We start from the raw sequence: 21,022 nt of genomic DNA on the forward strand, positions 1-21,022 counted from the left end.
TTTGTCCCCAACTCTCAGCTAATCTACGGCGCAGACGTGGTCATAGCGTCGGACGGGAGGAATTTCTTGCACCCGGTCGGTTCGCCCGACGCACGTGGGCGTGTGGCTTTGCGACGGCGTGATCTTCTGACAGGCGCTTTGTCAGGCGCGATCGTGGCACTCGCGAGCCCAGGACCTAGGGCCGACGAGGCGGCGTTCAGGTTCGGGCTCACACCCGTCGTTCTGTCCAATGACCTTGAACTGCTGGGCCACTTGCGAGGCTATCTTGAGTCGAAGCTCGGTAGCCCGGTCGAACTCGTAACACGCCGCACTTATCAGGAAATCACCGCGCTGCTCGTCTCCGGCCAGATTCATGCCGCGTGGATCTGCGGCTATCCGTACGTCCAATACAAGGAACGGCTTGATCTTGTGGCGACGCCGTCCTGGCAAGGAAAGCCGCTCTATCAGTCCTATCTGATCGCGTCTGCCAATCGCGTCGTCGAGGACTGGACCTCACTCCGCGGCGACACCCACGCCTTCTCGGATCCGGATTCCAATTCCGGGTATCTGGTCACACGGGCCTTGCTCGCCGAGAACAGATTGACGCTGGACAAATTCTTCGCGCGCCACTTCTTCACCTATGGACACCGGAACGTGGTCCGGGCCGTTGCGGCCCGTCTGGCCCAGTCCGGGAGCGTCGACGGCTATGTATGGGAGGTGATGCGCGAAACGGAGCCCGATCTGGTCTCACGAACCAAAATTGTGCGCAAATCCGAATGGCTCGGATTCCCGCCGATTGCGGCCCCGAATTCGCTCGCCGGCGATCCCAGGGTCGCCCGGTTCAAGGAAGCGCTGATTTCCATGGCTGATGACCCCCGAGGCCTGAAGGTTCTTGGCCTGCTGCGGCTGGATGGCTTCGAGGCCACTGAGCCGTCGCTCTTCGATGCCATCGCGGCCAAGGTCGAAACCGTGAGGCGGCTGGGATGAGCCTTTTCCGCCGACTGAAGAGTATCCCGGTCTCCTATCGCGTACCGCTCGTGGTTGCACTGTTGATGATCGTGATCAGCGTGGCGATTTCGGAACGGGTGCTGTCGCGCCTGTCCCACACGCAGGAGCGCTTCCTGGACGGGCTGGCGGAGACCTACCTCGACGGTCTCTCGGCTGCCGTTGTTCCGGCGGTCATGCGAGGCGACGTGTGGGAGGTGTTCGATGCCCTCGATAGGGCGTCGTCGTCCTACGAGGCGCTCGCCCCAAAGGAAACGGTCGTGACGGGTGTCGACAGCCGCGTTCTGGCGGCGAGCGATCCCAGCCGCCTTCCGTCCTATTCTGAGTTGTCGGCCGGGTTTCTGGAGAGCTTCAGACCGGACGTGGTAACGATCGACGAGCCCCTTAAGGCGGGTTTTGTTCGACGCGATCTCGCTTATCAGGGACAACCAATCGGAACCATCTATGCGACGTTTGACGTCTCTCACCTTTTCGCTGAGCGCCGGGAAATCCTTGTTACGCTTCTCGTCACCAACGGCATTCTCGCTGTATTTTTCTCGTTGGGCGGCTTTCTCCTCGTCAGGCGGATGATCGGCCCGATGCGCGTTCTCGAAGACCACATGCGCTCGGCGGCCAAGGGTGGCGCGCAGACTATTCCGCTTGGAGACATTCCACCGGGCGACCGAGAGGTCGCCCGCCTCTTTCGCGGATACAACGCACTGGTTCACGCCGAACGGGAGCGTGCCAATTTTGCCATGCAGCTTGCCGAAGAGGAAAAGCTGTCAAGCCTCGGTCGTTTGGCTTCCGGCATGGCGCACGAAATCAACAATCCGCTTGGTGGCCTGTTCAACGCCATGGATACACTCAAGAAGCATGGCCATACGCCTGGGGTTCGCGAGACATCGATCAGCCTCATCGAGCGGGGTTTGACGGGCATTCGGGAAGTCGTCGAGGCGGCGCTCGCAACCTATCGGCCAGAGCGCTCGGCGCGGCCGCTCACCGCCGAGGACCTTGACGACGTCCGGCTACTGCTCAAGCCGGAATTGCGCCGAAGGCGGCAGCGGCTTGACTGGCAAGTCAGTTGGACCGGGTCCAAGGCGGCCCTTCCCATGAAGGGCGGACCGGTGCGCCAGGCCGTGCTGAACCTGCTCCTGAATGCGAGCGCCGTTTCGCCAGAGGGCGGTGCCGTATCTCTCTCAGCCATCGGTACCGACCAAGGGCTGAAAATCGAGATCGGGGATCAAGGACCGGGCATGCCGCCGGAAATTGCCGGGATTCTCGTCGATCAGGATCCGGGCCCAGCCATTCGTGCCGGGCGCGGACTAGGTCTTTGGATGGTTCGGCGTATGGTTGACGATCTCGGCGGCATCGCCGCGATCGCGGTGAACCCTCATGGCGGCACGATCGTGACGCTCAGCCTGCCAGTCGAGAGCAAGGGAGCCAAGGCCGATGCTGCCTGAGCGAGCGAAGGTGGGTCTTGTAGAAGACGATCCGGTCATGGGCGGATCAATCTTGCAGCGCCTGCAACTGGAAGGCTGGCGCGTGACCTGGTGGCAGTCGGGACGCGACGCCATCGCCGCGATTCCAAGTATCGCAATTGGTCTAGATCTCGTCATTTGTGATATGCGGCTACCGGATGTCTCCGGGGAAGAGGTCTTCAACGAACTTGCCAAGGTCCCCGAATCGCCGCCGTTCATGTTCATCACCGGTTATGGCGAAATCGAACAGGCCGTGCGGCTGATGCGCTCCGGTGCCGTCGATTTCTTGACCAAGCCATTTTCAATGGACGAATTCCTCCGCCGTATCGAGACCGGGCGGCGGACCTCTTCCGCCTACCCGCGCCTCAAAGGTCACTATCTCGGTGAGTCGCCAGCCATTCAGTATGTCGAGAATCTTCTGCATCGCTACGCCGAACGGGATCTGCCGGTCCTCATCACGGGAGAAACAGGAACCGGCAAAGAAGTAGCCGCCCGCCGCCTGCACCAGGTCTCGCCGCGCGGCTCGCAGCCATTCGTCGCCGTGAACTGCGCCGCCATTCCGGTCGACCTGCTCGAAAGCGAACTTTTCGGCCACGAAAAAGGTGCCTTCACCGGGGCCCAGCAACGGCATTTGGGTTATGCCGAACGTGCCGGCAAAGGCACGCTGTTTCTCGATGAGATCGGAGACATGCCGTTGCCGCTTCAGGCCAAGTTTCTGCGGCTGATCGAAGACCGCAGTTTCCATCGGGTCGGCGGCGAGAGCCCGATCCCATTCCACGCCCGGATCGTCGCGGCCACGCATCGCGACCTGACGAAAGGCGGCATCCCTGCCGCATTTCGGGAGGATCTCTATTTTCGACTTGCGGTCCTGACGGTCGACATCCCGCCGCTTCGCGAACGCCGCGAAGACATTCCCTGGCTGATGGACCGCTTCCTTGCCAATGCCGCCAGCCGCTCTGACGTACGCATCCGAGGCTACAGTTCGCTTACCGAAGAAGCAGCACTGGCCAGCGCCTGGCCGGGCAATGTCAGAGAACTCCGAAACCGGATCGAGCGTGCGGTAGCACTGACAACCAATGAATGGATCATGCCGGGGGATCTTTTCCCCGAGCGGGCGATGAAGCGGGCTGCCGACCTGGTTGCGCCTTTGGCGGAAGTCCGCGACGCCGCCGAACGGCGGCAGATCGAACGCGCGCTCGAACAGACCGGCGGTCAGATCGGCAAAGCAGCGAGCCTGCTCGCCATCTCGCGCACAACGCTGTGGGAGAAGATGACGCGCTTCGGGATAACGGAGCGGCCCCGTTCGGATTCCTGAACCTTCGGTGGTGCCATATGTTCGAGAAATCGAACATACGAGCCGATCCGCAAGCCCTCTGACACACGAAACCAATGCCTTAGCGGCCTGGCACGGGCTTTGCTGAACTCTCATCGATGCCTTGAACCATCATGAGAGGAAAAAGCATGTCACGCTGCGACACACTGGTCGATATCGGCCGTCGCCAGTTCTTGAGGGGGAGCGCGTTCGTGGCCGCAGGAGCGGCCGCCACGGTAGGTCTTCCCAAGGAGGCGAGAGCGCAAGCGGCAATGGCGCGGGTGGAATACCCGTCCAACCGTCTGGCCAATATCGCCGATCTGAAAGTCAACGAGCCGCTCGACGTCGCCTATCCGGACAACGATGCGCCCGGTGTGCTCCTGAAGCTCGGAATACCGGTGGAGGGCGGCGCCGGCCCTGACGGCGATATCGTCGGCTTCACCACCGTCTGCCCGCACAAGGGCTTTCCGCTCGCCTATGACCCAGACGACCGCACCTTGAGTTGCCCCGGCCATTACTCCCGCTTCGACTGCGAGGCAGGCGGGCAGCAGATCTGGGGCCAGGCAACCCAGAACCTGCCACAATACGTGCTGCGCGTGGACGAGAAGGGCGAGATTTTTGCTGAAGGCCTGGACGAACTCCTCTACGGCCGCCTGTCCAACGTGCTCTGAGGGAGGGAACCCATGGCTTACAAGCGACAAATCGATCGCCTTCCGATCATCCCGGCCGACGCCAAGGTGCACAACGTCGTCTGCCATTACTGCATCGTCGGCTGCGGCTATCACGCCTACTCGTGGCCGGTGAACAAGCAGGGTGGGACCGACCCCTCGGCCAACGTCTTCGGGGTGAACCTTGCCGAGCAGCAGCCGGCCGAGACCGCGGCCTGGTATTCGCCATCGATGTACAACATCGTCAAGCAGGACGGGAAAGACGTCCACATCGTCATCAAGCCGGATAAGGACTGCGTGGTGAATTCTGGCCTTGGCTCGATTCGGGGCGCTCGCCAGGCCGAGATGAGCTATTCGCGTGCCCGCCAGACGCAGCAGCAACGGCTCACCGACCCGCTGGTGTGGCGCTATGGCCAGATGCAGCCGACGAGCTGGGAGGACGCGCTCGACCTCGTCGCGCGCGTCACGGCGCGCGTGATCGCGGAGAAGGGCGAGGACGGACTCTTCGTCTCGGCCTTCGACCACGGCGGCGCCGGCGGCGGATACGAGAACACGTGGGGCACGGGCAAGCTCTATTTCGGCGCGATGAAGGTCAAGAACATCCGCATCCACAACCGTCCGGCCTACAATTCGGAGGTGCATGCCACTCGCGATATGGGTGTGGGCGAACTCAACAACTGCTACGAGGACGCGGAACTCGCCGACACGATCATGGTGGTGGGAGCCAACTCGCTGGAAACGCAGACCAACTACTTCCTGAACCATTGGGTGCCTAATCTGCGCGGCACATCCATGGACAAGAAGGAGCAGCAGCTACCCGACGAACCGCATTCGCCCGCGCGCATCGTCATCGTCGATCCACGGCGCACAGTGACGGTGGCGGCCTGCGAGGCCGAGGCGGGCAAGGAGAACGTGCTCCACCTGCAGATCAAGTCCGGAACCGATCTCGCCCTGTTCAACGCGATGTTCACGGAAATCGTCGAAAAAGGCTGGATCGACGAGGACTTCATCGCCGCCAGCACGATCGCTTCCCCCTCGGAGGGATCACCGGCTGATGCAGGCCACCCGGCTGAAACTACGGACTTCAAATCGGCGATCGGAGCCAACCGCATGTCGATCGAGCAGGCGGCGGAGATCACCGGGCTCAGCCCGGACGATATCCGCAAGGCGGCAGGCTGGATCGCCGAGCCCAAGGAAGGCGGCGCACGCCGGCGCACCATGTTCGCCTACGAAAAGGGCTTGATCTGGGGCAATGACAACTACCGGACCAACGGCGCGCTGGTGAACATCGCGCTCGCCACCGGCAATATCGGCCGTCCGGGCGGTGGTGTCGTGCGTCTCGGCGGCCACCAGGAGGGCTATGTCCGACCGAGCGACGCGCATGTCGGGCGGCCGGCGGCCTATGTCGACAAGCTGCTGATCGAGGGCCAGGGCGGCGTTCATCACATTTGGGGGTGTGACCATTACAAGACGACGCTCAACGCTGCCGAGTTCAAGCGCGCCTACAAGATACGCACCGACAAGGTGAAGGACGCGATGAACAAGGTACCCTATGGGGACCGGCAGGCGATGGTGGATGCGATTGTCGCCGCCATTGACGACGGCGGCCTCTTCGCCGTTGATGCCGACATCGTGCCGACGAGCATCGGCGAGGCGTGCCATGTCATCCTGCCCGCGGCGACAAGCGGCGAGATGAACCTCACCTCGATGAACGGCGAGCGCCGCATGCGCCTCACCGAACGCTACATGGACCCGCCCGGCCAGGCGATGCCGGACTGCCTCATTGCCGCCCGCATCGCCAATCATATGCAACGCGTCCTGAACCTGACCGGCAAGGCGGATCTCGCCGCGAAGTTCGATGGCTTTGACTGGAAGACCGAGGAAGACGCCTTCATGGACGGTTACCACGCCAACGCCGAGGGCGGCGAATTTGTAACCTATGAACGACTGCGTGCCGTTGGTACGAACGGCTTCCAGGAGCCGGCGACCGGCTTCGAGAACGGCAAGATCGTCGGTACCCAGCGGCTTTACGCTGATGGCAAGTTCGGAACGGAAGACGGCAAGGCGCGGTTCCTCAAGGCCGAATGGCGCGGCCTGCAAGCTCCTGGCAAGCAGGAGCAGCAGGACAAATACGACTTCCTAATCAACAACGGCCGCACTAACCATGTCTGGCAATCGGCTTACCTCGACGTGGACAACGACCTGGTGATGGACCGCTGGCCGTTCCCCTTCATCGAGATGCATCCCGACGACATGGCGAAGATCGAGGTCAAGGAAGGCGATCTGGTCGAGGTCTACAACGACGCCGGCTCAACGCAGGCGGTGGTCTATCCGACGCCGACGGCCCGCCCTGGCGAGACTTTCATGCTGTTTGCCTATCCGACCGGCGTGCAGGGCAACGTGGTCAATGCCGGGACGAACGAACTGGTGATCCCGAATTACAAACAGACCTGGGGCAACATCCGCAAGATCGCGGACACTCCGGAGGCCGTGAAGCACGTGACGTTCAAGTCCCAGCAATACCGGGCCATCTAATCAGGTGGCGCAAACCCGCCGCGGCCCTCGGCTGCGGCGGGGTCGATTTTCTTTCGACCAAGGTGATGGTTTTCGCTCCGCGACCGGAAAGCCCAGCCGCTGCGGCACGCGTTGTTACGGCTTCGGCATTCTCGCTCCGGCCACGGCGCGCGAGTTTGATTGGCCCGAACAGTGGGTGTTCGGAGCGCTGCCCGCCTCCCTTGCTGCCGGCGGGCTCGTCGCACCGACGACAGGCGCATTCTTGTCCTGGAAGGGTGGCGACGCCTCGCCCTCCCGGCGCGCAACTACCGCTTCTTCGCCCGGCCGGCAAACGGGTTCTCCGAAGCCCTGAGCGCAACCCGGATTGGCACTCCCGGCATGTCGAAGGCATCGCGCAGGTTGTTGACCAGATATCGCACGTATGATTGCGGCATGGCCTCGGGCCGTGAGCAGGACACGACGAAGCCCGGCGGCCTGGTCTTGGCCTGGGTCACGTATTTTATCTTCAGCCGCCGGCCCGCGACCGCCGGTGGCGGATGATGGGTCAGCACGCCTTCCAGCCAGCGGTTCAGCCGCCCGGTGGATACGCGGCTGTTCCATATCCTGTGGGTCTTGAGCACCGCCTCCATCAGCCTGTCGAGGCCGCGACCGGTCTCGGCCGAAACGGTGACGGCCTGGAGCCCGCGGACCTGCGGCAAAAGGCGCTCGGTCTTCTCGCGCAAATCGGCCAGCACTTCCTGGCTGTTCTCGATCAGGTCCCATTTGTTGAAGGCGATGACCGGGGCCCTGCCCTCGCGCACGATGAGATCGGCGATCTGCAGGTCCTGCTTCTCGAAGGGAATGGTCGCATCGAGCACGATGATGACCACTTCGGCGAAACGGATCGCCCGCAGCCCGTCGGCCACCGACAGTTTCTCCAGCTTCTCCTGCACCTTTGCCTTGCGCCGCATGCCGGCGGTGTCGAAAAGTTTGATCCGACGCCCCCGCCATTCCCAGTCGACGGAGATTGAATCGCGGGTGATGCCCGCCTCCGGCCCTGTCAGCAGCCGTTCCTCTCCGATCAGCGCATTGATCAAGGTCGACTTGCCCGCATTCGGCCGGCCGACGACGGCGATGCGCATCGGCTTGGTCTCGTCATAGGCTGCCTCTGCGTCGGGATCGGCGACATCCTCGCCGATCAGCACCTCGCTTTCGGCGATCGCCTCTCCTTCTTCCTCTTCGCCGAAGGCGCGCGCGTCGCCAAGGGCGCCGATCACGGCGTCGCGCAGATCGGGCATGCCCTGGCCGTGCTCGGCCGAGACCGGTACGGGCTCGCCGAGGCCGAGTTCCCAGGCTTCGAGCATACCCGACCCGGCGCCGCGGGACTCCGCCTTGTTGGCGACGAGCACCACCGGCTTGCCGGAGCGCCGGACGATTTCGGCGAAGGTCCGGTCGTCGGGCAACAGCCCCGCCTTGGCATCGACCATGAAGAAGATCAGGTCGGCCTCGCGGATGGCGATCTCGGTCTGGGCGCGCATGCGGCCCTGCAGCGTCGCGGCGGCGGCATCCTCGAAGCCTGCCGTGTCGATCACGTCGAACTGCAGGTCGTAGAGTTTTGCCGGATGGATCCGGCGGTCGCGGGTGACCCCCGGCGTGTCGTCGACAAGCGCCAGCTTGCGACCGGCAAGGCGGTTGAAGAGCGTGGATTTACCGACGTTGGGCCGGCCGATGATGGCGACTGTGAAGCCCATCGCTCACGACGCGTTGCCGGAGCCGCGGATCAGCTCGACGAGAAGTGCCGCACGCTCACGCGTGCCGCGCGGCGCCTCGCCGTCCGCTACGATCTGCTCGAACAGTTTGAGCGCGTCCGCCGCGCGGCCTTCCTTCCATGCGGAAAGGCCGAGCAATTCGCGGGCAGAATGGCGGAAGGGATTGGCGTCGGTGGCGAGTTGCTCGACCCGCTTGGCGACATCCGCATAAGAGCCGTTGTCGACCAGCACCATCCCGGCGCGCAGGCGGGCGATGTCACGGAGCGAAGCCATGACCGAATTGTCGTTGGCGATCGCGTCGAACGCCGAGACCGCGCCGGCGGTGTCGCCCTTGTCGACCAGCACCGTCGCGGCGCGCATCCGCGCCAGCACGGGATAGGCGCCGTAGCCTTCCTTTTCGAGTGCCGCGAAGGCCGCGAGCGCGTCGTCGTCCTTGCCCTCGTTGGCGAGTGCCAGCGCCTTGGCGAACTCGTCGCCCGAGCGGCTCGCCTGGGTTCCGGTCCAGTATTCATATCCGACGAAGGCGGCGGTACCGAGCACGATGGCGACGGCGAGCCCGATCACGAAAGCACCGTAGCGATCCCACAGGGCCTTCGCCTGATCCTGACGGATCTCTTCGTTCACCTCGCGGAAAAAACTGTCGTTCGACATCCAATCAGACCAAAAGCGTGCCGTTTCCCGTCGCGGGCCCCGTCGTGAGCCGCCGTTTTAGCGGAATTTCGTCGGCATGGAAGGGGGCCGCCGGGAAAATCGGCGCTCCGCTCCCATGTCTCGATCTCTCAGAACGGCGGCACGCCGATCAGCCACAGATGCAGCCTCCAGACGAACAACAGGTAGAGCACCGCCCCAGACACCACGGCAATGATGTCCCACTTGACCGGCCCCGGTTTCGGCACGGCTTCGCCGCGCCGTCCCACCGCGATGCGGTCGGCGACGGCCCAGGCAAGGAACGCACCGAACAGGATCAGTGCGGCCAGGTCGCCATTGGCGAGCAGATGCGCCAGGGCCCAGGTCTTCACCGCCACCAGGAACGGATGCTTCAACATCGGCTTCAGTCGCCCGGCCGGCAGGTTGAACACCATCAGCGAGATGAAGGAGAAGAACATCAACAGCGCCGCGATGTGCTTCAGCCAGAGCGGCGGCTCGTAGAGCACAGGCGCCACCTGCCAGGCACGACCGTAGCCCCAGACAAGAAGCACCAGCCCGACCAGCGAGATCAGCGAATAGATGCCTTTCCAGCGCCCCTCGCCGCGCGCCGCGACCTGACTGTCGCGCCATTCCGGCGCGACGATCCTGACCGAATGGATACCGAGGAAGACGATTAATCCCAGAATGAGCAGCAGCACTGTGGTTCTCCCGAGGATGCAGCGGCATCCTATCGCCACGCCAAGCGATTGCCTATCGTCGCCCCCGCCGGGCAACCGCATTTTCCCCAGCGGGAGGAAATCCAATCTCGGCCACAATCCGGCTTTACCCGTCAGCCCCATAGCAATTTCAGAACCTGACAATCATGTCCTTTGCCTTCCGTGCCGGTGCTGCCGTTTGCGCCCTGATATCCTCTTCCACATCCAGCCTCGCAGACCCGGCCGCAAAGCCCCTGCAATATGTGATCATCTCCTTCGACGGCGCCCATGATCTCGCGCAATGGGACCGCAGCCGCGCTCTGGCGAAGAGGACCGGCGCGACCTTCACCTATTTCCTGTCCTGCGTGTTTTTGCTGTCATCGGAGACCCGACACGTCTATCAGGCTCCCGGCAAGAGCCCCGGCAAGTCCAATGTCGGCTTCGCGGCCACGAAAGACGAGGTCGCCGCGCGACTCGGCCAGATTTGGGCGGCCCGGGCAGAGGGGCATGAGATCGCCAGCCATGGCTGCGGCCATTTCGACGGCAAGGACTGGACCCGGGCCGACTGGAAGAAGGAGTTCGACGCCTTCGCCACGATCCTGCGCGACGCCTATCCGATCAACGGCCTTCCCGGCGAGCCCGCCGGCTGGAAGGACTTCGCGACCACCCAGATCCACGGTTTCCGCGCACCCTATCTGTCGACGAACAAGGCGCTGCACCAGGCCCTGGCAGAACGACGTTTCGCCTATCACGCAAGTGGCGTCTCGCGCGGCCCAACCTTGCCCGGAAGGACCGACGGCATGGCGAACTTCGCCTTGCCGCAGATTCCCGAAGGCCCGTCGGAACGCCGGGTCATCGCCATGGACTACAACCTCTTTGTCCGCCACTCCGGCGGCTTCGAAAAGGCCGATGCGGACGCCGCCTTCGAGAACCGCGCCTATGCCGCCTTCAAGGCGGCTTTCGACACCCAGTATCAGGGCGAGCGCATCCCGCTGCAGTTCGGGTTCCACTTCACCCTGATGAATGACGGCGCCTATTGGCGCGCGCTCGAGCGCTTCGCCGACGATGTCTGCCTGCGGGCGCAAGTCGCCTGCGTCAGCTATGAACGCTATCTTGAGCAGGCAGCACCCTCATCCGGCGCCGCCCCCGCGGTCGGGATCGGCGGCTAAGCAGACATTTCTTGGCAAGCCAACGAATGGTCTGCTTAGGCCTTTTGTTTTGTCGCAGATTCTTGTCGGAAAACCGTGGGACACTTTTCCGGAATCTGCTTAGTTCTGGGCGGCATCAGTCAGACCGGCCGACTGGTCCACCGGCTGCCGTTTCGCCAGTTCACGTTCCAGGAACCGCTTATCGATATCGGGCAACGGCTCGCCCTCGATCGTCGCCTCGAAGGCGCGCAGACGCTTGTAGATCGACAAGAGCTCGACGATCGTCGTCCATGAATTGACGAGATACTGGAACGACGAGCGCACCTGTTCGAACACATTGAGTATCTGGGTCATGACGCCCAAGGTCAGCTTGCCGGCAACGATGGAAGGAGCGAGTACGAAGGTGCCGAAGATATTGTCGGCCTGCAGGTAGAAGATGCGGGCGACGTTGAAATACATATAGTGGAAATAGAGCCGGAAATAGTTCCGACGGACATTGGCGAAGAGCTCGGCGACAGTGATCGGATCGGCCCGATCGTCATGGTCCTCGCCATAGACAAGCTCCTTGCGGTAGGCCGCTTCCACGCGCTGGTTGCGGAATTCGAGACCGGGAAGCTTCATGCCGACCAATGCCAGAAAGGCAGTGCCGAATACCGACCAGACGACGGCAGCCACCACCAGGGCGTAGGGGATACGCCCGATGAACGGCAGTTCCTCGACATCGGCGGAGAGCGCGAACAGGACCGGCAGGAAGGCGATCAGCGTCATGACCGCGCGGACGAGGCTGACGCCTAGCCCCTCCATCGTCGTGGAGAAGCGCATCGTGTCTTCCTGGACGCGCTGGGAGGCACCCTCGATATGCCGCAGCCTGCCCCAATACGACATGTAGTATTCGTTCATCGCGGTTCGCCAGCGGAAGATCCAGTGGCTGATGAAAAACAGATTGAGCACCCCGACGGTGACCGCAAGGAAGGCAATGCCCGCGAAGTCGAGCATTCCCAGATAAAGCTGATCGACCGTGACAGGAGCAGTCCTGGCCAGCGCCTGCTGGATAAGGTCGTAGAACGGACCATACCAAGCATTCACGGCGACACTCACCTGGACCGAGAAGTAGGTGGCGAAAATGATGAGTGCCGAACCCAGTATCGACCAGAGTTGCCAGCGATGCGGCGCATACAGGGACCAGACGGCATAGAAAAGCAGAACGCCGATCGCGTAGTAGATGTAGAACCACAGGAAGGGCGGCGACCAGAAAACCGAAACGCCGATGATCGGGGGCTCGCCCGCGGCGGCAGGCGGGAGCCCTATGAGTGCGCCGATGTGCCGGCCGCCGAAGAACCAGAAAATGACGAGCGCAAGGGTCCAGACGGTCGCGGAAAGGAAAAACAGCCTGGGCCTTGGAAAGAAGGATACGAACACTTTGGAGATTTCCTTTCAGCGTGATCCGTGACGGATCTGTTCGCGGCATGAAGTCACAATTTTCCGCGAAAGGAAACGACGCGGCCGGGGAAAGGTTGTCACCGGCCGGATCACTTCATGGCGATCTTGCCGCCGGCCCAGACGACCAGCCGATCACTCCCGACAGCAGCAGCGCCGCTGCCGCCCCGAGCGAGGGGGCGAAAAAACTGCCAGTCCAGTCAGCGGCGATGCCCGCCAGGATCGGCCCAATGATCTGGCCGATGCCGAAAGCTCCGGTCATCAGCGCGAAGACACGGCGCGGCGCCTCCGGCGCCAGCAGTCGCCCGGCCTGCAGCCCGAGCGCGGTGATGGCGATGAAGGTACCGCCGAGCAGGACGCCGCCGGCGAGAGGCCCGACAACCCCGCCGGTTCCGACGCTCGCCCAGACGCCGAGGGCCTCGACCACGCAGGCGACGGCAAAGGTGGATGTCAGCCCCCATCGCTTCGCGAGGCTTTGCCAGAGATAGACCGAGGGAATGCCGGCCAGGCCGGTCGCCAGCCAGACTGTCGATTCGAAGAGCCGGCCTCCCTCGCCCGCGCGAATGATGGCGACGAGGAAGGTAGCCGTCACGACGTAGCCCAGGCCGAACAGGCCGTAAGCGACAATGATCTTCCGCAATGCTCGGCTGGCCGGCAGCGGCGGCTCCCGGCTCGCTGTACCCTGCGAAATCGGCCCGCGGTCGATCAGAAGCAGTACAGCGACGAACCCGGCGGCAGAGAGGATTCCCGCCCACAGCCAGTCGGCTGTCCACGGGGCACCGACAAGGACGAGCGCGCCGGTCATCAGCGCCGAAACTGCGATGCCAACGCCGACGCCGGAAAAATGCATGGCCTGCAGGTCGTTGCGCCCGGCCGCTGCGAGGTGGCTGAAGACGATGGACGCGAGGAACACCATCATGAAGGCGCTCGCGAGGCCTGCCGCAAGGCGGATCGTAAGGAAGAGCAGGAGACTGGTGGTGACGGCCATCGCCGTGGCCAGCGCCGCGTTGGCCGCGAGCGCGACCAGCATCAACATGCGTTCGCGCCCGTGGGCCCAGGCCCCGGCGGCGGCGAAGGCGCCGAGCAGGTAGCCGAGATAGTTCGCGGATGCGATCAAGCCGGCGTCGGAGGCCGACAGGCCGATCTCGTCCATCATGCCGGGCAGGATCGGCGTATAGACGAAGCGGCCTATCCCCATGGCCACGGCCATGGCGATCATTCCGGCAAGAGCGAAGCGGAGGGGAGAGGCCGGCTGCGTCATGCGCCGACCATAGGCGAGTGTCCGGCCGTTTCAATCAGCTTCGGTGATCACTTCGGCTGGGCCACGGTTGAACCCGGCACATGGGTTGCCGCGGCTCGGACCACGCCGCTCAGCCGCAGCAGGCCTGCAACTGCTGCCGGTAGCCCCGGTTGAAGGGCAGGTCGGCCAACTCACGTACGGACATGTGCTCCAGTTCGGGATGCGACAGCGGATCACGGATCCAGGCAGCCCTTTCGTCCTCGGAAAAGGGCTTCGCCTGAGACGTCAGCGGCTTGATCAGGATTGAGAAAATCTTCATGTCAGCTCTCCTCAACATCCGAAAGCATCGCTATCTTCGGCCCGGTGACCGATTTTCTCAATCCAGAAATTGAAAACGGCATTTTAGAATATCTGAAATGAGGAGCCTCAACGCCTTTCATCTCAACGGGCTGCGCGCCGTGGAAACCGTCGCGCGACGAGGCTCGTTGCTCGCCGCAGCCGAGGAGCTCGGCGTGTCGCCCAGCGCCGTCAGTCAGCAGATCCAGCGCACAGAACGCCAACTCGGGCGCACGCTCTTCGAACGAACGCGGAACGGCCTCGTGCCGACCGAGTTCGGCTCCCTCTTCACGATGCGGCTCTCGTCTGGCTTTCGCGAACTGGCCCAGGCCGTCACGCTGGCAGACCGGGACACCGCAAACACGCTCGTCGTCTCGGTCGCTCCGGCCTTCGCCTCCAAATGGCTGCTGGCGCGACTTTCCCGGCACTTCGCCCTGCATCCCGGGGTGCTGCTGCGCATCGACGCCTCGGTGCAGCTCGCCGATCTCGACCGCTCCGATGTGGACATCGCGGTACGGCTGGGCAAGGGCAGTTGGCCCGGCGTCCGTGCCGAACTGCTGCTAGAACAGGAGATCTTCCCGGTCTGTGCCCCTTCTGTCGCAGCGACGCTGAAGACCGTCGAAGATCTCGCGACCGCCTGGTCGATCGACGACGAGAGTTCGATGATCACCTGGGACAGCTGGTTCGAGGCCGCCGGCGTCGCGCCGGTGGCGATGCAGCAAGGCGCAACCTTCACCGATCCGCTGCTCTGCCTGGAATCGGTCATCGCCGGTCATGGCGTCATGCTCGCCTGGCAGTTGCTCGCCGCCGATGCCCTTGCCGACGGCCGTCTCGTGGCGCCTTTCGGCGTTCGCGCGGCGAGCGGCCTCGGTTATTGGCTGGTGACCTCGCCGAACCGCCCCGAGAATATCAAGGTCAGGAACTTCAAGAAGTGGATCAGAGCGGAGATCGCCGAAACCATGGAGCAATTCGGCTCCGGCGGGTCGCCCGCCCGGCTATCACCGCCCTAGAGCGCCGCGCGTCCATTCGGACGCGCAAAGGACGCTCCAGCACTTTGAATCTACGCATCGTGCTTTCCGAAAATCGTGTACGATTTTCGGGCCGATGCGGTAGGCGGCCACCAAACGCCGCCCCTGAACGGATCGCGGTGGAAAGCCCAAGCAGCCGGGTCTATGTATGGGCAAGCCCCACCCCGTAGCATAACGCATCATCTCAAGGCAGATAGCATCATGACCTCACATTCGCGCGGCATCTCCGCTTCCATCGACCCGGTGAAACTCGACAGGCTTGCGGAAGTCGCCGTCAAGGTGGGTCTTCAGTTGCAGCAGGGTCAGGATCTTGTCCTGACCGGCCCGGTCGCGGCGCTGCCGCTGGTTCGCCGCATCGCCGAGCACGCCTACAAGGCCGGCGCCGGGCTGGTGGTTCCTTTCTTCGCCGACGAGGAACTGACGCTGGCGCGTTACCGTTTCGGTGCGGATGCAAGCTTCGACCGTGCCTCCGGCTGGCTCTATGAAGGCATGGCCAAGGCCTTCGACGGCGGCGCGGCACGGCTCGCCATAGCAGGCGACAACCCCATGCTGCTGTCGGGCGAGGATCCGGCCAAGGTGGCGCGCGCCAACAAGGCCAATTCGATGGCCTATCAGCCTGCGCTCGAGAAGATCGCCGGTTTCGACATCAACTGGAACATCGTGGCTTATCCGAACCCGTCCTGGGCCAAGCAGGTCTTCCCAGATGACGAGGAGGACGTGGCGGTGGCAAAACTGGCCGACGCGATCTTCGCCGCCTCGCGCGTCGACGTCGACGATCCCGTCGCGGCGTGGAAGGAGCACAATGCCGCGCTTGCCCGGCGTACCGCCTGGCTCAACGGCAAGGCGTTCCACGCGCTGCATTTCTCAGGCCCGGGCACCGACCTGACGGTGGGTCTCGCCGATGGCCATGAATGGCACGGCGGCGCCTCGACGGCCAAGAACGGCATCACCTGCAACCCGAACATCCCGACCGAGGAGGTGTTCACGACGCCGCACGCGCTCCGGGTCGAAGGCCATGTGACCAGCACCAAGCCGCTGTCGCATCAGGGCACGCTGATCGAGGGCATCGCCGTGCGTTTCGAGGGAGGTCGCATCGTCGCGTCCCGGGCGACGCGCGGCGAGGAGGTGTTGAACAAGGTGCTCGACACCGACGAAGGCGCGAGGCGACTGGGCGAAGTGGCGCTCGTGCCGCATTCCTCGCCGATCTCGAAGAGCGGCCTGCTGTTCTTCAACACGCTGTTCGACGAAAACGCCTCCAGCCATATCGCGCTGGGTCAGTGCTACTCGAAATGCTTTATCGATGGCGCATCGCTTTCGCCCGACGAGATCGCGGCGCGCGGCGGCAACAAGAGCTTCATTCATATCGACTGGATGATCGGCTCCGGTCAGGTCGATGTCGACGGCCTCCACAAGGATGGCCGCCGCGAACCCGTCATGCGCAAAGGCGAGTGGGTTTAATACCAGTGGGCGTGGATGCTGACGATCCACGCCGCCTCAAACGCCGGCGCGGCCCCTCCGGGCCGCTTGGCTTTCGCGCTGCCGCATCGGCCCGAAAATAGTACGCGATTTTCGGAAAGCACGATGCGGCACCTAATAGTGGCAGAGCGTCCCTTGCGCGTCCAAGTGGACGCGCGGCGCTCTGACGGGCGTGGGCCACGCGGGCGCGCGCTCCAACGGTCGATTTCATTGACCGTTGGTCTGACCTCAGCGTGCGTCGGCCACGGCCTGTTCATAGGCATCGGCCTTGAAGCCGACCATGAAGCGGCCCTCCACATCGAGGACCGGCCGCTTGATCATCGTCGGCTGGGCCAGCATCAAGGCCGTAGCCTTCTCGGCGTCGAGGCCGGCCTTGTCGGCTTCGGGCAGTTCGCGGAAGGTCGTGCTCGACTTGTTGAGCAGCTTCTCCCAGCCCAGCGCGTCTCGCCAGCGGACGAGCGTCGCGCGATCCAGCCCGTCGACCCGGTAGTCGTGGAAGCCATAGGCCAATCCCTTGCCCTCCAGCCAGGCTCGTGCCTTCTTCACGGTGTCGCAGTTCCTGATACCGTACATCGTGATGGTCATTAGCGCTCGCCTTTCCGTGTCGAGCAACCCGCATGGACGAGCGGCGCGGTCGGGTCAAGTCCGCGGCACTCTTTGCTCTCCCGACGGGGCCAATCGCCTTCAGCGTGGGGACGACATCAAGAACTCCTCTACGACTGCGGCCGCGTCGTCGGGAAACTCCTCGTAGAAGGAGAGCCTGCCGGATTGCAGCTCGAGGCTTTCGACATTGTCGAGGCGGCCCAGTTCCTGCATCTCCGCTTTCGACCTGCGGGGACAGTCCCGCGCATGAACCGACAGCAGCTTGCCTCGCACGCCGCGCGCCGCTCGCAGGAACGCCGCGCGATCGACATAGGGGTCAAGTTCGCCCGCGACGAAGCGGAACGAAGCGTGGCGCGCGCCCGGGGCCTCGGTGACGGCCCGCTTCAGCGCCATCCGCTCCGGCGTCGGCCAGCCCGGGTCGGCATAGACGTGACCACGCGTCATCATGCGGATGACGGGACCGTTGACGTTGAGCCGGTAGAGCGGCGGGCCGATCACGGGCAGGTCGATCATACGGGACAGCCATCGGAACATGGCGAGACGCCGCCCGGCCATGGTCGGCAAGGGTCCCCGCCACGTCGGGGAGAGCAGGCAGAGCCTTCCGGTGCTTCGGGGATCGTCGCCCGCCTGCCCCAGCAGATAGCCCGCCGCATGTCCCGCCGCCACGGTCGCCACGGGATGGACGACCCCGGTCAGAAGGAAGCGCAGGAATGCGCGATAGAAATCCGGGCGCCAGGCGACGGCCGGACGCGGCAAGTCTCCGAAGCCGGGCCAATCGACTGAAACAGTGGAGAAGGATCGAGAGAGGCGTTGCTGAAGCGGCAGCATCTCTGTGCGGGTCGAGATCGAACTCAGCGCCGGCAGCAGCAAGAGCTCCGGACCGGATCCGATGCGCGTCACGCCGAGGGTGACGCGTTCTCCCTCGACGGTCCAATCGATCCGCTCAGCCTTTCCCTCCAATGCCGACCTCCTTCCCACGCGGGACAAACGAACCGTTGGCTAAGGCGTGATCGCCTCGACGAGGATACGATTCTGACGGCGTATGGCAGCGCGCAGTTCGGGCATTTTGGCGGCATCGCGCTTCACGAATTCGATGAACATCATGTTCATGTTGTTGAAAACCAGCTCGCCGACAGTGCGTCCATCCACGTCGCCACGAACGAGGCCGAGAGACTGCAGACGCGCGATCAGCGCGCAGATCTGGTCGGTCAGCCCGCGATCGAGCTCGCCATAGGTGCGACCGAAGGGACTCTCCGGCTGCCGGGTCGATATCGCCATGGCCTGCCGCCACATCTCCTTGCTGAGATAGATGAGCGAGTGTTCGATGTAGATGCCTATGAGCGTATCGATCGCGTCGCCGACATGGGCCGGCGGATCCGACACCACATCCCGGCCCGCATTCAGCACCTCGTTCACTTCCATCGAGACTATGGCGACAAGGATGTCGCCCTTGTTGCGGTAGTAGTTGTAGATCGTGCCGACCGACACCTCGGCCTGTGCCGCGATCGTCTCGATCTTGGCGCCTTCATATCCTGCCTCGCGAAACAGCGCCGCGGCCGCCTCCACGATGCGCCGGTGACGGTCCGCCTTGTGCTTGGCTCGCAATCCGCTCATGCGTCGTATGTGGCACGAAATTCAAATTGACTCAATTTTGGAATTGGTTCAGCTTTTTACCAACACGCCTGCCGCATCGTGCCGAAGTGATGGGCTTCGCAAAGACGATGCGGGGATCCAAAGAAGCTGAGCGTCTCCTATGCGTCCGGTTGGACGTGTGGCGCTCCAAGGCAGGGGAGAACATTCGATGTCGGACAATCCGGTTTTCGTCCTAAGCAAGCATGCGCGCGCACTCGTCGCGGCCGCCGGCCTTTCGCTCCTGCCGGCGGGCGTCGCTTCGGCCCAGGAGCTCAACGCCCTGATCTGGTGCGATCACGCCGATCCCGCGCTGCTGCGGCCTTTCGAGGAGGCGAACGGCGTCAAGGTCAATGTCAAGGAGTTCGAAGGCACCGGCGCGGGGCTGGCTTTGGTCGAACAGTCCCAGCCGGGCGATTGGGACGTGATGGTGATCGATTCCATCGACGTGCCGCGCGGCGTGGAGAAGGGCCTGTTTGAACCGCTGCCCGAGGACAAGCTGCCCTTTGCCGATCTGTTTCCCGAGGTGCGGATGGACGGATCGACCATTGTCGACGGCAAGCGCTACGCTATCACGGAGAAGTTCGGCTACAACACGATCGGCTTCAACAAGGCGAAGGTCGATCCGGCCGACATGCAGTCCATGACGGCACTGACCGGCGACAAATACAAGGGCCGCATCGCGATCTACGACTATTATCTGCCCGTCATCGGGATGGCCATGCTGGCCGCCGGCAAGAAGACCGCGGAACTGACCGAAGCGGACCTGCCCGCCATCAGGGACACACTGCTCAAGATGAAGGCCAATGCCAGGCTGGTCGGCGAGGTCACCGCCAGCCAGACCGCGCTCGCGACCGGCGAGGCCGACATACTGGTCGGCGGAGGCGAATGGGTGACGGCCGGCCTCGCCAAGGAGAATCCTGATCTCGATTTCTCCATCCCCAACGAGGGCGCGGTGCTGTGGTCGCAGTCGCTCGCCATGTTCAAGGACAGCAAGAACAAGGACCTGGCGCTGAAGTTCATCCAGTATATGCTGAGCCCGGAAGGCCAGGCGCGGCTCGCTACCTCGTCCTGCTATTGGGGCATGCCCTCCAACACCAAGGCTGCGCTCACTGACGAACAGAAGCAGACGCTGCGCTTTGACGAGCAGCCAGCATTCCTGGCGCGAGCGCAGCCCTATCCGGCCCCGGATGCCGATCTCGACAAGAAGCTGCAGGATCTGTGGACCGAAATGCTCCAGGCGCAGTGAGATCGGATAGGGAATGAGCGCCCGGCGACACGTCGCGCAATGGGCGCTGGTCACGCCGGCGCTCGCCTGGACGCTGCTGTTCTTCGTGCTTCCCTTCGTCGCCATGGTCGCGGTCAGCCTGACCGCCCATGACGATGGCGGCTTTACGCTCGACAATTATTCAAGCTTCTTCCTCAACCCGGCCTATTGGCGGGCGATGGTCAACTCGCTGCAGGTGACCGCCATCGTCACCCTGGCCTCGGTCCTGCTGGCCTATCCCTTCGCCTGGGTCCTGGCCGAGCAGGTGCCCGAGCGCTTCCAGCGCCTCGCGCTGATGCTGGCAGTCCTGCCGTTCTGGACGTCCTATGTCGTGCGTTCCTACAGTTGGCTCCTGGTCCTCGCCGAGAACGGCGTCGTCAATCGCGCTCTCACGGGCGTCGGACTGCTTGCCGAGCCGGCGCAACTGGCCAACACGCGGCTCGCGACCGTCGTCGGCTTCGTGCACTTCTTCGTCATGCTCCTGACGCTCACCATCTTCGCCAATCTGAAGCAGCTCAGCCCCAGCTACCGCAAGGCAGCCGCCGACCTTGGCGCGGGGCCGGTCCGCACCTTCGTCCATGTGGTGCTGCCCCTCACCTTGCCCGGCATCATGGTCGGCGCCTTCCTGACCTTCGTGCTGGCCATCGGCGACTACATCACGCCGCAGATCCTGGGCGGCAACAACGAACTGCTCATGCCGCAGCTCATCATGATGCAGATCGGACGGCGCGGCGACTTCCCGCTGGCCTCGGCCCTGTCGATCATCCTGATGGCGGTGGTCACGATCGGCTATCTCGCCTGCGCCCGCTGGCTGAAGATCGAGCGGGCATGA

At 63.6% G+C, this 21,022-nt stretch carries 19 protein-coding genes; 10 read left to right on the forward strand and 9 right to left on the reverse strand.

What is annotated here, in order from left to right; translation table 11 throughout:
• Positions 1-66 precede the first annotated feature (66 nt).
• The 5 genes from JN280_RS30700 (at position 67) to JN280_RS30720 (ending at position 6,956) form a co-directional block, all read left to right on the forward strand.
• The gene (locus JN280_RS30700; protein WP_202307877.1) at positions 67-966 is read left to right on the forward strand and encodes a substrate-binding domain-containing protein; all 900 of its coding nucleotides are present in this window, start codon (positions 67-69) and stop codon (positions 964-966) included.
• Positions 963-2,423: a sensor histidine kinase gene (locus JN280_RS30705; protein ID WP_202307879.1), complete on the forward strand. Its 1,461-nt coding sequence runs from the start codon at positions 963-965 to the stop codon at positions 2,421-2,423. The genes JN280_RS30700 and JN280_RS30705 overlap by 4 nt, the downstream gene beginning before the upstream one ends.
• Positions 2,413-3,756: a sigma-54-dependent transcriptional regulator gene (locus JN280_RS30710; protein ID WP_202307881.1), complete on the forward strand. Its 1,344-nt coding sequence runs from the start codon at positions 2,413-2,415 to the stop codon at positions 3,754-3,756. Before JN280_RS30705 ends, JN280_RS30710 begins: the two co-directional genes overlap by 11 nt.
• 146 nt (positions 3,757-3,902) lie before the next feature.
• Positions 3,903-4,424, forward strand: a complete 522-nt coding sequence (locus JN280_RS30715; RefSeq protein WP_202307883.1) for an arsenate reductase (azurin) small subunit — start codon at positions 3,903-3,905, stop codon at positions 4,422-4,424.
• A 12-nt stretch (positions 4,425-4,436) separates the two neighbouring features.
• The gene (locus JN280_RS30720) at positions 4,437-6,956 is read left to right on the forward strand and encodes an arsenate reductase (azurin) large subunit (protein ID WP_202307885.1); all 2,520 of its coding nucleotides are present in this window, start codon (positions 4,437-4,439) and stop codon (positions 6,954-6,956) included.
• Positions 6,957-7,240: 284 nt separating this feature from the next.
• Here JN280_RS30720 and der read toward each other — a convergent pair whose 3' ends face one another.
• The 3 genes from der to JN280_RS30735 form a co-directional block, all read right to left on the reverse strand.
• Positions 7,241-8,665 (reverse strand): ribosome biogenesis GTPase Der, encoded by a 1,425-nt coding sequence (gene der / locus JN280_RS30725; protein ID WP_202307887.1) that lies wholly within the window; start codon positions 8,663-8,665, stop codon positions 7,241-7,243.
• Between the two features lie 3 nt (positions 8,666-8,668).
• A complete protein-coding gene (locus JN280_RS30730; protein WP_202307889.1) occupies positions 8,669-9,334 on the reverse strand; it encodes a tetratricopeptide repeat protein in 666 nt (221 codons plus the stop codon).
• A gap of 128 nt (positions 9,335-9,462) precedes the next feature.
• A complete protein-coding gene (locus tag JN280_RS30735) occupies positions 9,463-10,029 on the reverse strand; it encodes an NnrU family protein (protein ID WP_202307891.1) in 567 nt (188 codons plus the stop codon).
• A gap of 164 nt (positions 10,030-10,193) precedes the next feature.
• Here JN280_RS30735 and JN280_RS30740 point away from each other — a divergent pair, with 164 nt between their 5' ends.
• A complete protein-coding gene (locus JN280_RS30740) occupies positions 10,194-11,195 on the forward strand; it encodes a polysaccharide deacetylase (RefSeq protein ID WP_202307893.1) in 1,002 nt (333 codons plus the stop codon).
• Positions 11,196-11,294: 99 nt separating this feature from the next.
• Here the strand turns inward: JN280_RS30740 and bacA are convergent, their stop codons facing one another.
• The 3 genes from bacA to JN280_RS30755 all read right to left on the reverse strand — a co-directional run bounded on the left by bacA (position 11,295) and on the right by JN280_RS30755 (position 14,170).
• Positions 11,295-12,593, reverse strand: a complete 1,299-nt coding sequence (gene bacA / locus JN280_RS30745) for a bacteroid development protein BacA (RefSeq protein ID WP_202307895.1) — start codon at positions 12,591-12,593, stop codon at positions 11,295-11,297.
• A gap of 115 nt (positions 12,594-12,708) precedes the next feature.
• On the reverse strand, positions 12,709-13,872 hold the full coding sequence (locus JN280_RS30750; RefSeq protein ID WP_244742292.1) for a YbfB/YjiJ family MFS transporter: 1,164 nt from the start codon (positions 13,870-13,872) through the stop codon (positions 12,709-12,711).
• A 109-nt stretch (positions 13,873-13,981) separates the two neighbouring features.
• Positions 13,982-14,170 (reverse strand): hypothetical protein, encoded by a 189-nt coding sequence (locus JN280_RS30755; RefSeq protein WP_202307897.1) that lies wholly within the window; start codon positions 14,168-14,170, stop codon positions 13,982-13,984.
• A gap of 97 nt (positions 14,171-14,267) precedes the next feature.
• On the opposite strand from JN280_RS30755, the gene JN280_RS30760 reads away from it, so the two are divergent.
• The gene (locus tag JN280_RS30760; RefSeq protein WP_202307898.1) at positions 14,268-15,197 is read left to right on the forward strand and encodes a LysR substrate-binding domain-containing protein; all 930 of its coding nucleotides are present in this window, start codon (positions 14,268-14,270) and stop codon (positions 15,195-15,197) included.
• Between the two features lie 219 nt (positions 15,198-15,416).
• Positions 15,417-16,673 carry an aminopeptidase gene (locus tag JN280_RS30765; protein WP_202307899.1) on the forward strand — a complete coding sequence of 419 codons (1,257 nt, stop codon included), beginning with the start codon at positions 15,417-15,419 and terminating at the stop codon, positions 16,671-16,673.
• Between the two features lie 246 nt (positions 16,674-16,919).
• On the opposite strand, the gene JN280_RS30770 is transcribed toward JN280_RS30765, so the two are convergent.
• From JN280_RS30770 to JN280_RS30780, 3 genes are all read right to left on the reverse strand, one after another.
• Entirely contained in the window at positions 16,920-17,276 is a 357-nt protein-coding gene (locus JN280_RS30770) for an ArsC family reductase (RefSeq protein WP_202307900.1), read from the reverse strand.
• A gap of 99 nt (positions 17,277-17,375) precedes the next feature.
• Positions 17,376-18,254, reverse strand: a complete 879-nt coding sequence (locus tag JN280_RS30775) for an alpha/beta hydrolase (RefSeq protein ID WP_202307901.1) — start codon at positions 18,252-18,254, stop codon at positions 17,376-17,378.
• Positions 18,255-18,293: 39 nt separating this feature from the next.
• Positions 18,294-18,908: a TetR/AcrR family transcriptional regulator gene (locus tag JN280_RS30780; protein WP_202307902.1), complete on the reverse strand. Its 615-nt coding sequence runs from the start codon at positions 18,906-18,908 to the stop codon at positions 18,294-18,296.
• A gap of 187 nt (positions 18,909-19,095) precedes the next feature.
• Between JN280_RS30780 and JN280_RS30785 the strand changes: the two genes are divergently transcribed.
• Both JN280_RS30785 and JN280_RS30790 read left to right on the forward strand, forming a co-directional pair.
• The gene (locus tag JN280_RS30785) at positions 19,096-20,172 is read left to right on the forward strand and encodes a polyamine ABC transporter substrate-binding protein (RefSeq protein WP_202307903.1); all 1,077 of its coding nucleotides are present in this window, start codon (positions 19,096-19,098) and stop codon (positions 20,170-20,172) included.
• A gap of 13 nt (positions 20,173-20,185) precedes the next feature.
• Positions 20,186-21,022, forward strand: a complete 837-nt coding sequence (locus tag JN280_RS30790; RefSeq protein WP_202307904.1) for an ABC transporter permease — start codon at positions 20,186-20,188, stop codon at positions 21,020-21,022.

This window comes from Mesorhizobium sp. L-8-10, assembly GCF_016756635.1.
Taxonomy (GTDB): Bacteria; Pseudomonadota; Alphaproteobacteria; order Rhizobiales; family Rhizobiaceae.